Annotated in this window: 9 protein-coding genes; 2 read left to right on the forward strand and 7 right to left on the reverse strand. The window is 39.3% G+C overall.

The features are described from left to right. Positions 1-59 precede the first annotated feature (59 nt). The 5 genes from BFP71_RS16555 to BFP71_RS16575 all read right to left on the reverse strand — a co-directional run bounded on the left by BFP71_RS16555 (position 60) and on the right by BFP71_RS16575 (position 9,330). Positions 60-3,275 (reverse strand): WD40/YVTN/BNR-like repeat-containing protein, encoded by a 3,216-nt coding sequence (locus tag BFP71_RS16555; RefSeq protein ID WP_069836535.1) that lies wholly within the window; start codon positions 3,273-3,275, stop codon positions 60-62. Between the two features lie 171 nt (positions 3,276-3,446). After that, positions 3,447-3,818 (reverse strand): hypothetical protein, encoded by a 372-nt coding sequence (locus BFP71_RS16560; protein ID WP_069836536.1) that lies wholly within the window; start codon positions 3,816-3,818, stop codon positions 3,447-3,449. Positions 3,819-4,068: 250 nt separating this feature from the next. Then, entirely contained in the window at positions 4,069-5,208 is a 1,140-nt protein-coding gene (locus BFP71_RS16565) for a cystathionine gamma-synthase (protein WP_069836537.1), read from the reverse strand. Between the two features lie 5 nt (positions 5,209-5,213). Beyond that, a complete protein-coding gene (locus tag BFP71_RS16570; RefSeq protein WP_088125088.1) occupies positions 5,214-6,851 on the reverse strand; it encodes a mechanosensitive ion channel family protein in 1,638 nt (545 codons plus the stop codon). Next, positions 6,832-9,330 carry a hypothetical protein gene (locus BFP71_RS16575; protein ID WP_141719788.1) on the reverse strand — a complete coding sequence of 833 codons (2,499 nt, stop codon included), beginning with the start codon at positions 9,328-9,330 and terminating at the stop codon, positions 6,832-6,834. The genes BFP71_RS16570 and BFP71_RS16575 overlap by 20 nt, the downstream gene beginning before the upstream one ends. A 408-nt stretch (positions 9,331-9,738) precedes the next feature. On the opposite strand from BFP71_RS16575, the gene BFP71_RS16580 reads away from it, so the two are divergent. Beyond that, positions 9,739-10,287 (forward strand): toxin-antitoxin system YwqK family antitoxin, encoded by a 549-nt coding sequence (locus BFP71_RS16580; RefSeq protein WP_069836539.1) that lies wholly within the window; start codon positions 9,739-9,741, stop codon positions 10,285-10,287. 79 nt (positions 10,288-10,366) lie between these two features. Here BFP71_RS16580 and mdh read toward each other — a convergent pair whose 3' ends face one another. Next, entirely contained in the window at positions 10,367-11,287 is a 921-nt protein-coding gene (mdh, locus tag BFP71_RS16585; protein WP_069836540.1) for a malate dehydrogenase, read from the reverse strand. Between the two features lie 108 nt (positions 11,288-11,395). Next, positions 11,396-12,724, reverse strand: coding sequence for a tRNA lysidine(34) synthetase TilS (gene tilS, locus BFP71_RS16590; protein WP_069836541.1), 1,329 nt, complete (start codon positions 12,722-12,724; stop codon positions 11,396-11,398). Positions 12,725-12,767: 43 nt separating this feature from the next. Between tilS and BFP71_RS16595 the strand changes: the two genes are divergently transcribed. Continuing rightward, positions 12,768-14,276: an OstA-like protein gene (locus BFP71_RS16595; protein WP_069836542.1), complete on the forward strand. Its 1,509-nt coding sequence runs from the start codon at positions 12,768-12,770 to the stop codon at positions 14,274-14,276. Positions 14,277-14,358: the final 82 nt, after the last annotated feature.

A 14,358-nucleotide genomic window follows, 5' to 3' on the forward strand; every position in this document is an offset into this window, starting at 1 on the left:
ATACAAAAAAAGGCCTCGACAAAAATCGAGGCCTTTTTTTATACTTTCATTTTAATCTATCAGTTGTCTGGCGATGTAGAAGTATCTGTTTCCGTCTTACTCTTTTTCTTTTTAATAATGATGGCATCCACAGATTTCTGCTTCACAAGATTATTGAAATCAGGAAGATCATTTGACATGATTTGTCTGAGTTTCTCTAATTCATTATCAATTTGTTGTGTAAGCTCTCTTCTCACGGTCTCAGACTGCGCAGTTGGTCTCCACTCGCCTCCTCCAGAAACACCAAGCAATGCGGCAAGCTTGTTATTCAATCGGATTGGGAAGTTAAGCGGATCTTGGCCTGAACGGTTCTTTGTTTGGTAAAGCGCTTCTTCGATTACCTTCATTTTTTCCAGTAAAGCCTTTCCAGCATCAATCACTTCTTTGTAACGATCATCTCCTCTGATCTTATCCATGAGATCGTTCATTTGCTCACGTGTAGACCTGATGTCCTTAATCGCAACATGCGTTTCAGTTACCTTATCTCTCACTTTGATTAAGAAATCAAATTGTGCCTGAATATCGGCATCGGTTGAAGGATAACGTGGATCACGCAGTAAGGTAAACTGTGTTTCTTGCTCCTCATCCCCTACGATCAATTTAGCAGTATAAGTACCAGAAGGCGCTAATGGTCCTGGTCCTCTAATCGAAGCTGCCCACATGATCAATCCTTCAAAACCTTCAGCATTGTCATAACGCATGTTCCAATTAAACATGTTCAAGCCTTTCTTAGGCGTTTGTCTGAAAGATTTGATGAGTTCACCTTCTTTACCGTATATCTCAATAGCGACTTTTGTTCCTTTGGCTACTTCATCTTTTAGGTTGTAGTAGATCATTGGTCCAGCAGGCTTATTTTTACCATAGAGCAAGTCAGCGGTGTTGTTACCGCCACCTCTACCGAAACGGCCACCACCGCCACCAAGACGATAAGCATCCATTGGCTTAAATAAGTGTACACTTTTAGCCGCTACTTCATCAGATAATTGGTGCAGAATAGTCAGATCATCGATCATCCAGAAACTTCTACCTTGAGTTGCAGCAATCAAGTTATTGTCCTTGATAGCTAAGTCAGTGATCGGCACGATTGGTAGGTTCATTTGAAGTGGTTTCCAAGAAGCTCCATCATCAAACGAAACAAACATACCTCTTTCTGTTCCTGCGTAAAGCAACCCTTGACGTTCTGGATCAGCTCTTAACACTCTGGTGAAATATGTACTTGGAATACCTGTAGTTATTTTTGTCCAAGTTTTACCGTAATCTTTGGTTCTGTATAAATAAGGCTCATAATCACCCATTTTATATTGAGTACCCGCTATGTAAGCTCCTCCTTTTACAAAAGGATCCGCATCGATACTATTGATCATTAGGTACTTAGGCATATCAGGAGAAGTTACATTCTCCCAATTTTTACCACCATCTCTAGTTACATGTACAAGACCATCGTCAGAACCAGCCCAAATCAGGCCTTCTTCATATGGGGATTCTGTAGCGGCAAAAATGGTCGCATAATACTCTACTGACGTATCATCATAAGTGATCGGCCCACCTGATTTTCCTAATTTATCTGGTTCAGCTCTTGTTAAATCAGGGCTGATAATTTCCCAAGATTGTCCTTCGTTAGTACTTAAATGAACTTGATTTGACGTCGTATAAAGCTTCTTTGAATCGTGTGGCGAGAAGAAAATAGGGAAGTTCCACTGGAACCGATACTTGTAATCTTCTGCGCCATGTCCCATTGGATTGTCTGGCCATGCATTGATATTTCTGTTGATTCCTTTGTCGTGATCAACACGGGTCAAGAATCCACCGTAGCTACCACCATAAACTATATCAGGATTATCAGGGTTAGGCGCAATATGTGCACTCTCTCCTCCTGCTGTTGATTCCCAGTTATCTTCTGTAATTGCAAACCCAAATGACCTGTGATCGATTCTTACGGTTGAGTTGTCTTGCTGTGCACCATAAATTCTGTAAGGGAATGCATTATCAGTAGTTACTCGGTAAAACTGTGCCGTTGGTTGATTATTGTAAGTCGACCATGAGTTACCAGCGTTGTAAGAAACTTGAGCTCCTCCGTCATCTGCAATTCCTAGTCTTTTGTTGTCTTCCGGAGCGATCCATAAATCATGATGATCTCCATGAGGGGCATTTCTTCTGTTAAAAGTTCTTCCACCATCGTTAGACGTATGATAGCCTACGTTCAATACATAAACTCGATCTTCATCTTGCGTATCGGCGTAAATTCTTGAATAATACCAAGCTCTTTGTCTTAAAGCACGATCTGAATTCGTATTTCTCCATGTTTCACCACCATCTGTAGACTTATAAACTCCACCTTTATTTGCCTCAATGATGGCATAAATTGTATTTGCATTGACCGGAGAAATTGAGACACCACTAATACCAATTGGTCCTTTTGGCATACCACGCTTATCCATTACATTCTCCCAGTTCTCTCCTCCATCTTTAGATCTCCAAAGACCCGATCCTTCACCACCTGAAGTTAGGCTATATGGTGTTCTTCTAACTCGCCATGTACTGGCCATCATAAAATCAGGGTTACTCGGGTCTAAAGAAATGTCGACAGCCCCGGCATCTGCGTTAGCAAAAAGAACTCGTCTCCAGTTCTTACCACCATCAGTTGTTTTGTAAACCCCTCTGGTGTCAGAAGATTTGTAAAGGTCTCCCATTACTGCTACCCACACGACATCAGGATTTTTAGGGTGAATTTTGATTCGCCCTACATGCATTCCTTTATCAAGTCCAATGTTTTGCCATGTTTCTCCACCGTCAGTAGACTTCCACATGCCTTCGAAACCGGATGATACATTTCCTCTTACAGTTTCTTCTCCTTGGCCAACATAAATAACCTTAGTATCTGATTCACTGACCGCTACAGCACCAATAGAACCACCGAAATATCCATCAGAAATATTTTTCCAAGTATTTCCACCATTGTCCGTTTTCCAAACACCACCACCTGTGGCTCCCATGTAAAAGACTTGTGGTTTTCCTACTACACCTGTCACTGAAGAGGCTCTTCCACCACGGAATGGGCCAATAGAACGCCACTCAATACCGCCATAAATATCGGCTTGTGGGTCTTGAACAGGTTGGGTTTGAGTATTTTTAGATTTCCTAGCTCGGCGTTGCGCTTGAGCATCAAAGGCAAAAGAAAACAAGAGCAGGCAGGCAAGTACCACTACTCCTTTTGTTGAGAATCTTTTTGCTAGCATAATTAAAAGTTTGATTTAAGGTATTTCTACTCTAGCGAGTATTATGCTAAAAGTTAGGAACTAACCGTCAATTTCAGAAAAGGCGAGAACTGTTTTATATGAATGGGCAAAAGAAAAGTCGACCCATTTCTAGGTCGACTTCCTAATTTAATTCTGACGTTTTACTAAATCTTAGTTGATTTTGTAAATCGATGTATTGCTATAGCTGGTTAAAAAATCAGCCTTGTTTAATAATTTCTTTGTTTTTGCGTCTTCTATGACATCATCACCTACCAGTTTGATCGACTTGATTAACTTGTCTTCGCTGTCGTAAATGTTGATGATTTCTACTTCTTCAGTTTCTGCAATAAAGTTTGCATCATACTCCTCCATTGTGAAATCTTCGTAAGCTCTCTCTAATGAACTTTTGATATCATATGCCACAGGCACTTCATTTTTTGGAATTCCATAAGATTGAATACCTGCAGTAAAAGTTACCATACCTGCCAATGCCAATGCGACTATCGCTGACATTTTCCTTTTTGTGTTTGTTCCTTTTTTCATGACCGTGTTGTTATTCTGAATGTGTTGTTTCTTCTATCTTAGTGTTACCTTAACGTTACCAAATATTATTTGCTTTCGTATATTGTATTAGACGACAAAGGTCAATAAAAGTTTAATTTTAGACACAAAAAAAGAAGATTATTTTCCGAAACAGGTGAAACGGGGAGTGAACCGTATAATCTATTGACTGAATCGTCAGGCACAAAAAAACCCAGTAGCACTGGGTTTGGAATACGATTGAATATTTGGATTAGTCTAGGGCCTGTTCGAGGTCTGAGATCAAATTTTCCACATTTTCTATCCCAACACTCAGTCTAATGAGCGAATCTAGGAGTCCAACTTTGTATCTATCTTCTCTTGGGACACTGGCGTGAGTCATTGTTGAAGGGTGGTTAGCCATCGATTCTACTCCTCCGAGCGACTCAGCAAGTGCAAATAGTTTAAAGCGTTCCATTATTCTAAAGGAAGCTTGCTGATCATCTTCCAGAAGTGTGAAAGATACCATACCCCCAAAATCTTTCATTTGCTCCTTAGCAATATTATGATTTGGATGGCTTTCAAAACCAGGCCAGTAAACCTTATTCACTTTTGGGTGATTATTTAAATACGCAGCTACCTTTTTTCCATTTTCACAATGCCTTGCCATACGCAGGTGGAGCGTCTTTATCCCTCTTAGTACTAAAAAGCTATCAAAAGGGCCTGCTACCGCCCCACAGGAGTTCTGGATAAACGCTAACTTCTCCGCAATTAAATCGTCATTTATTGCCAACGCACCCATAACTACATCGGAGTGACCTCCTAAATACTTGGTTACAGAATGCATGACAATGTCGGCCCCTAAATCCAATGGTGTTTGTAAATAAGGTGTAGCAAAAGTATTATCAACGGCCAAAAGCACCTGATGGGCTTTAGCTATAGTAGCAGCGCCTTTAATATCGACGATATTCATCATTGGGTTAGTAGGTGTTTCTAACCAGATTAATTTCGTGTTTTCGTTGATATAATTTTCGATGTTCGAAACATCATCCAGATCGATGAAATGAAACTTGATACCAAAGTCTTGAAAAACTTTCGTGAAAATGCGATATGTTCCTCCATACAGATCGTTTCCAGTAATTACTTCATCGCCAGGTTTCAGTAACTTAATAACTGCATCAATTGCTGCAAGTCCTGAACCGAATATGAGCCCATGCTTGCCATTTTCGAGCGCCGCAATACTCTCCTGAAGGGCATATTTGGTGGGATTCTGTGTTCTTGAGTACTCAAAACCTTTATGATCTCCTGGCGACTTCTGTACATAAGTAGATGTTTGAAAGATCGGAGTCATTATAGCCCCAGTAGAAGGATCTGGTTTTACACCAGCATGAACGGCTTTAGTATCAAAGTGCATTACAATTACTTTGGTTTTTGGTTTTTGAAATATGCGTCCATTTCTTTTTGCATCTCCTCTGCTGATTGGCTGTACTGAGGTGTCAATGATTTTTGACCAGGAACCTCCTCTATCATCAAAGTTTGTGTTGGGAATGCAAAACGCACGCCTAAATGCTCTGCCAGTTTATTGACGTCCAGCATTATTTCTTGTCGGCACCTAAGCTCGGCATTCCAATCTGGCACCTCAAAGAATATATAAAGCATAATGTCTAATGAACTCGCTGCATAATCATTTAAGAAAATATTGTAATAGTCTTTTCTAGTGTTTGGATGGCGCTCGACTATTTGCTCTATCCCTTTCACGAATACTTCAATTAACCTAGCAGGCGTATCATATGTCACAGAAAGCCTTGTATAAAATCTCCTGTATTTTCTTAAACCGTGATTATCTACATTACTATTGGATATGATACTGTTCGGTACATACATGACTGAATCTCGAAAAGTACGTATCCTAGTTGATCGGAAACCAACCTCTTCAACGGTACCGTCAATCTCACCAGAAGTCACCCAATCACCAATTTGAAAAGGCCGATCGATAAAAATCATCAAAGACCCAAAGAAGTTTTTCAGCGTGTCTTGAGCGGCCAAAGCAAAGGCTAAACCTCCGATAGACAGCCCTGTCAATAAAGGCCAAATGTCGAATTTAAAACTATTGAGTATTGCTATAAAACCTACCACCACCACAAAGAATCGCAGAATCTTGCGGATTAGAGGCACCAATTGATCATCTAGGGTATTGGCAGATTTTTCTGCCATTTTGGTAAAATATATCCCTATGATATCGACGAGCTTATAGAAAAAGATAGTCGCAAAAAGCGGAACAAGTGCCCTGGCAATTAGGATGAGATTGATCGCTATATAAGGTGGTAACTGAATGGTCGGGATAAGAATCTTTGACATTTCAGCGACCAGCATCAGGCTGAAAGGTTTGGCGGCAGGAATTAACACATCACGTGCTAAATCTACTTTACCGTACCGATGCATCAGCTTAACGAGGAGGAGCTTAATTAGTACGGTAAGGACCAAATGAAGTACAAAACCAAGGGTTATGATCACGAGTATGCCCAGGTATTGCCACAAGTGGAGCCCTAAATACTTTTTCGTACCTAGTTTCGGCAAAAGGTTCAATAACCTGTCTGTTCCAAAGGGGTAAACTTGTTTATGAATCTTGTCGATCTCCGAGACTGATCGATCTGAAAACAGCCAGTTGTTACCGTATTTCTGCACGTAAATATCAGGGAAATCTGATGTGAGAACGTAACGTTGTTTATTGTTATTCAACGAGTCTCTGAAGTCATTGTCTCTTGGAACATCCTCAAGGCGGATAAAATTACCTGAGCCATCAAAAATCTGCTTTAACTCTATTGAAAGTTGTTCAAGCTCTTTTTTGGTTCTGTCTCCTTTAAACAACGACTTGGCTGATTGGGCAGGGTTCCTTGTATCCTCTTGTAAATAATACAGCTGATTGTAAATAGCCTCGTACGGGTTCGAAAAACTATCTGGTAATTGATCGCCTTGTGCTCTAAGGCTAATGGTGCTACAAACTAAAAGTAGCAGGCCAATACTCAATCGCAGAATCTTAAAGTGGTTTAACGGCATAAATATTCATCTGATTAGCGAAGTTAACAAAGACCTCGTACTCCAGTCGATTCTGATAAAAAAGCATACTAATTTCTCCATTACTTGGGATTATTGGCGTCAGAAATTCACCATTTCTGTTGACCATTCGCATGATTCTCGCATCATTATCGCGGATGGCAAAAACTTCTTTACCATTTCTGAAATTATAAAAATCGACGGAGATATTTCTTGAATTTGGGTAATCGACGGAAAACGTCTCATTTAATTCACTATCGAAGAAGGTCAATACGCGGCCATCATTACGTACAACTCTAAAATCTGTCTCAAGGGCGTCGTCCACCAAGGTGAACACTGTATTGACCGAGGGCCTTACAAATTGTTTTTGTTGAATGATTTCTCCGCTAAAGTTTGATTTAATAAACTCGCCCTCCTCGGTCATTAGCGATATAAAGGTTTGATTAAAGTTGGCCCCTCTTTCAATGACGATATCTCCTGAAAAACGTCCATTAACTTTTATGGGGAAACCATCATATGGCGTTGCTTTTCTATTGATTAAATGAATTCTTCCACTGGTCTCTACAGCAACAAAACAGTCTCTACCCCTTATCCTGATATGAAAAGGTGTTTCGAGCAGTGGACTACCTATGGTATTGGGGTTCCAGCCTTCTAATAATTCTCCTTGTTTGTCGAACAGGGAAATATCCCCTCGTCGATCAACCGCTAAGAAGCGATAATCCTTGTTATTCGCATAATCGATTACTGATGAGCCAACAAATGGTCTTGATACGATCGCCTTTTGCGGGAACCCATCGACATTGTCTCCATTTCTATCCACTAGGTGGATCAAAGTATCAGTAAAGAATAGATATTGAAGCTTTCGATTCTTGTAGTAATCGACCTGGTGCACCTTTCCATTAATACCGCCCTCTATTCGCTTCTTCCACAATATTTCCCCCTGTTTATTTGTGAGGTAAAGATTATTGGCGTCATCCTGGAATATTATTTCTAGTGAAGAGTTATTGTGGTTCCTCACTATATATGGTTTCGTTATGATCTCCTTATCGGTGAAGACATTGGCTAGGATATTCTGTTGCTCTAGGGCCTTTACATCAGTTGCAATTGGTGATTTGAAATTTTCTCTAAAAGATAGATTACCGGCCACCAACATAGATTTACCTGTTAGGTTGAGTTGTACCTTGAACAAGTTTAAAACATCTAACACTTCAGGATTTTCAGCAAAAAACTGTTTCCACTTTGGTTTCAATGATCGCCGTATTTGGTCGGTAGCATATTCGAAGTCCTGAACATAAGTCAGGTCCGTTTCCTGGATCATATCATCGAGTATTCTTCTTCTTTCAATGGATCTACCCCAGGTTGACTCATTTTCAAAATCATCTAGAACAGTTTTTAATGCATCCAGATTTGACGATAAAATGAGAAAATTTTGGAAAAGGGTGTAAAATGGAGCTTTAGCATCATTGTTCAATCCTTCGACCATGTCACGGAGAAACTTTTCATCATTTATATAGCCTATTTCGGATGAAATATACTTTTCCTTGTAAACCGTAGAATCGCTTGGCGCAAGTAGCCCTTGCGCCATATTTCTTAAAGCATTTGAAACTTCTGTAGTATCATTTACAGGCATTAAATACACCTGTTCTTGGGCTTGGGCTCTTCCTATGGTAATTGTACAAAATCCGTTCTGGAAATAATTTACCAATTCCGATAGCTTAACTTGGTTTGGCCTCCACGAAAATGAACTTGAGGTAAGAGGAATGAGGTTCTTCCCAAAAACATCTGACGGGTTTGAAGCTAGACCCGATTGATTGTATTCTGACCCACGAAAAGTCAATTCGTTATCCTTAATATCAAGATCAACTATTACATTACCAGACATTCGAGTTCTTGAAAAGCTAAAATCATTCCCTTCAACGAAAACCGAAGCAAGTTCATCCAGCCTAGCGCTGTTTATGATTAAAAGAATATCACTTTTTTTAAGAACATCCCCTTCTTTTAACAACCTGCTCTCCTCACCCTGCATGGCTCGAATCACGTCTTCTATCAAAATCGTGTTTTCAGATATTACCAGATAAGGGCCTTCAATCAAAACAGCGAAGGATAATTCACTAGACTTTAACACTGCGATTTCCTTGCCATCGAACTCCTGGTTAGAAAGTGTTAAGGGTTCCCGAAAAAGTTTTTCGCCTAACTCTTGAATACTGGACAGTTGCCAATCAAAACCTTCGGATTTCATTATAAACAAAGGAGTCAGTTCAACACTTGAAGTGGTGTGCATGGAAATCCATGCTGGCAACTGAGACAGTCTTGATTTTAATTGACCAACTTCATTAAGCGAATCAAGGCTTTGAATGCTTTTGTTGAGATCGCTAATGAGCGGAATTTGTTCTACCGCTTCAAACCAAGGTTGACTTGTTATGAGTTCGCTTACTTTTTTAGTGTTTTCGAATTGTAGGGTAAACAGACTAGTCTCAGGCAAGATTAATCGAATGTCGTCAGTTGACGTTTTTTGAAAGGGGTTGAAATAAATTATCGTCCCCGCGATAATCACAATTACAAAAAATATAAGTCCCTTTTTCAATTCCCTAATTAATGACCTCTTGAACAACGTCTAAAATTAAAGACTTGTACGTCTAAATCCATCTTAGCTAAAAATTTATTCTGGTCTAAACCATTCTACATGTTGTGGTGTCTATATAATCAGAAAATCGGCTGGACAAAACGTAGACATGCACCCTTTTACAAAGAATAGGATGCAAACTGTGTTTTTTTGTATTGTTTATCTGACACTTTTAACTGAACTTTACGTTATATTAAAAATCTTGACTTTTGATAGCCTGAACCACGTTTTGACACCACGATTGGCAAATCAAAAATTAAAGCTAAAATGCAAATTTTACTGACAAAAACACTTTTATTCTCCTTATTGCTTTACCCTAACTTGGAAACATCAAAATCTGACAAAGTTCTGATTTCCGATGTGGCATTTGAGAATGGATTATACATGATTGATGACAGACTCATCAATGGTGAAATCATAGACTATTACGAGAACGAAAAGCTAAAATTTCGCTATCGAGTGCTCGAAGGAAGACTCCATGGCCTAGCTACTGAATTCTATAGTGATGGATCAATCAGGAGTGAAAAGAAATATACATTCAACAAGCTCTTCGGGACTTTTAAAGAGTACTTCGAAAATGGTGACGTGAAGGCTGAATTTAACGTAGGCCAAAATGCTTATGGATCAGGTGAAAAAGTAACCGATTTGAAAATAGCTGTAGGCAAAAGAAGAAAGCTCAAAACCAAGGAAGATGGGGTGATTCTCTTCATGAACGAAGAGGATGAAATTGACAATACCAGTGAAATGATATCTATCCTTAATCAAAGTACCTACAAGATTGTGGATCGAGATGGGAAATTGATTTTCAAGAATTAGATTATTAGTACACCGAAAGACATAAAAAAGCCTGATTTCGAAATGAAATCAGGCTTTTTCTATTCTAGCCGATTTGATATTAAATCAACCCGTTAGTTTTTCTTACCGCATCAGCACTTGCATTTAATGCAGCTTTCTCTTCTTCGCTCAACTCAATCTCCACAATTTGCTCGATACCATTAGCACCAATCAATGCAGGAACACCAATTGAAATATCGCTTAAGCCGTACTCCCCTTCTAACAGGCAAGAACATGGAAACATTTTATTTGAGTCATTAGCGATTGCTTGAACCATTGCCGAAACCGCAGCACCTGGAGCATACCAAGCTGAAGTTCCCAATAATTTAGTCAAGGTAGCACCGCCAACTTTAGTCTCTTGCTTTACCTCTTCAAGTCTATCAGCAGAAACAAATTCTGATACTGGAACGCTATTTCGTGTAGCCAATCTCGTTAGAGGGATCATACCGGTATCACTATGCCCACCGATCACCATACCATCAACATCAGAAATTGGAGACTCAAGGGCTTCGGCTAATCTATATTTGAACCTTGCTGAATCAAGTGCACCACCCATTCCAATAATTCTATTCTTAGGTAGGTCTGTTGCTTGGTGTACTAAATATGTCATTGTATCCATTGGGTTAGACACAACAATAATGATTACGTTTGGAGAAGCCTGGATCAAACTAGATGCTACAGATTTTACAATCCCAGCATTAGTACTGATTAATTCTTCTCTAGTCATTCCAGGTTTTCTAGGGATACCTGAAGTTATTACGGCTACATCACTACCCGCAGTCGCGCTATAGTCGTTTGTTACACCAGTAATTTTAGTATCGAAACCATTAAGTGATGCAGTCTGCATCAAGTCCATCGCTTTACCTTCAGCAAAACCTTCTTTGATATCAATAAGTACTACCTCGGCAGCAAAATTTTTAAGTGCAATGTATTCTGCACAACTGGCACCTACGGCTCCGGCACCTACAACAGTTACTTTCATAATATTCCTCCTCTGGGTTAATTTCGTTTATGGCTGCAAAGGTAATAAGCAAATGAGCCAAATAAAATTCAATAGACAATGTTTAGTTCGTTTTGAAAGATTTGTCGCTTAAGCTTCCAATTTCACAAAATGAACGATCCTTTGAGTATCATTTGTCACCTTAAATTTATCGGACAGCCTTAAACCAATGACCCAAGCTATTTCACCTGCGGATTCTAGTACATGAATTGACTCTTTATCGATTAATGAAACCTTTAAGTCAATTAATAAATCACTGACTAGTTTGGCGCCTTTCATACCTAAAGGCATAAACTTATCCCCCATCCTCCATCTTCTTATAGTCAACGGATAGTGTAGTTTATCTGCATCAAGCATAGCGTTAGTCAAGGATCTATCAAGTTTTAAAGCACTAAAATTGTCCAAATAGCTAATTTCATATCGATCAGAAAGGGTAAACTCTAAAGTATCTTGACTAATTCTGACTTCAGTTTGAGATTCCTCTTCATGCTTTGAAATGATTAACGCTGTTCTATCAATTAACAATCGATAATGAGGAGAGTGAAAAACCTTTCCAGAAACACCGTTTATTTGTGAAAGAATATCATCGCACTGCCCATAAGTGAACCCATATTTCTCTAACAATTGGCTCAAAACATAGGGCCCAATTTCATGGAGTTTTAAATTATCTTTTTCAATGAGAATATGGCCTTCTTTTGATTCTAGGAGTTCACTTTTTACACGATCAACGGAAGCTTTAAAGAAGTGATAGACCTCATCATTCTTCTGCATATTGCGCTTCATAGTACCCAATAGATCGGGGTTCAAAGTTTCTAGCTTGGGAATAACTTCATGACGAATATAGTTGCGATTATAATCAACAGACTCGTTGCTTTTGTCCTCACGCCATTCTATTCGGTGTTCTTTGGCATAATCGAGCAATTCCTCTTTTCGAATATTTAGAAGCGGTCTCAATAGTTGACCATTGAGATAATGCATGCCCTTTTGACCTTTTAGAGAGGTTCCACGAACCATATTTAATAAAAAGGTCTCAACATCATCATTTGCATGATGTGCCAATCCTATGTATTGATAGTCATGAAGGAGGCAGATTTCTTTAAACCATTCATATCGCAAGTCGCGTGCTGCCATTTGAGTAGAAACCTTATGAATGGTCGAATAAGATTTGGTGTCAAAATGATTGACATGGCAAGTAACCTTTAAAGACTGAGCTTTTGTCTTCACCAAAACTTCATCTGCGTCTGAGGCGTCTCCCCTCAGTTGAAAATTACAGTGAGCAACCGCATAGTCCACCTTTAATCTGGACACCAAATCCCAGAGCACCATGGAATCAACTCCACCACTGATAGCCAACAATAGTTTTCCTTTTGGCGGAAATTGGGCATGTTTTTTGAGTTGCTCTGAAAAGCTTTTAAGCATGAGTCAAAAATAGCATAAATCACTAATTTTGCGGCTTGTTGAAATGAGGAGAAATACTTTTTACTTTTTATTAATCTTTCTGATACCGCTAGGTAGCTTCGCGCAAACCAAGGTGCAACTCAAAAATGCAGGACTCCTGACTTTGGACCAAGTTAATGGCCAATCAATTCAGAAACTAATAGATTCTGTTTGGCTGGTTCAGGGTAACACGAACATTTATTGTGACTCGGCTTACCTCAATAAGCAGACTAATTCGGCCGAAGCCTTCGGACATGTAAGAATCATCGACGTTGTTGATCCCATCGACATTACGGCCGATTACCTAGAATATGACGGCAACTTGCGAATGGCCTTCTTAAGAAAGAATGTGGTCGTAAAAGACGACAGTTCAACATTATACACTGATAATCTCGACTATAATCGTGTTACCCGAATCGGTAATTATTTCAATGGCGGTCGACTAGTCGACCCAACTTCTACCCTCACCAGTAAAAGGGGTTATTATAATTACATTACCAAAGCGTCGGAATTTTATGATTCGGTCAGAATGAAGAACGATGAATTTTATTTGGAAACAGATACACTCTTTTACAATACCATAAATACTGAAACACGAAGTATCGGGAAAACCTTGGGTGTTACGTCAGATGCTGACACACTCAAAACAAACACGGGTTTACTTTATAATAGGGAAACCCGTTATGCCGAAGTTTACAACGGTCGTGTTTACAATGCTGAATTTGACATTGAGGCCGATACGCTGATTACGGATGATAGTTTACAAGTCTACTCCGCCTTTCGAAACATCATTATGATCTCTAAGGAGGATTCTATGACCATTTTTGGAGATAAAGCTCGGTACGACAAGGCCAATAACTCAGCGATCGCCTATGAAAACGCCTACATTAGAAAGATGATGCAAGGAGATTCTCTATTCATTAAAGCCGACACCCTCTTTTCAGATCAGAGCGATCCCGATAACAAATTTTTGAAGGCTTATCATGATGTCAAACTTTTCAAATCAAACTTACAAGGCGTAGCGGATTCTATGAGCTACAATTTTAGTGATTCAACAATTTACATGTACCAAGACCCAATTATTTGGGCAAACGATAGTCAACTGAGCGCCGATTCGATCAATATTGAAATAAAAAACAATAAGGTCGACAAGATGAATTTGGCTATTAAATCCTTCGTGATATCGCAAGACAGTGCCAAAAACTTCAATCAAGTATCAGGAAAACTTATGCAGATTCAATTCGACGATGGCATTATCAAGAAAACCGATGTAACAGGAAATGGCGAAAGTATATACTATGTGATTGACGAATCGGGTTCCCTTTCCATGAACAAGCTTAAATGTTCCGATTTGATATTATACTTTGAAGACAATACGGTCTCCGAAATCAGAACTTATATCGAAGTAGATGCCGAATTAATTCCTGGATTTCAAATCAAACCGATCGATCGGAGACTAAGAGGTTTTAACTGGCGTACCAATATAAAACCGAAGCTCCGCGAGATTGCAAGACATCTTCGATACGACCGTTAAAAAGGGTTAATCGCTTAATATTCAATCAAAAACTAATTTTCTTTGAACTACAATTGAAGGCAAGTCCTGATTGGAAATGTGA

This window comes from Roseivirga misakiensis (genome assembly GCF_001747105.1).
GTDB classification, from domain to species: domain Bacteria; phylum Bacteroidota; class Bacteroidia; order Cytophagales; family Cyclobacteriaceae; genus Roseivirga; species Roseivirga misakiensis.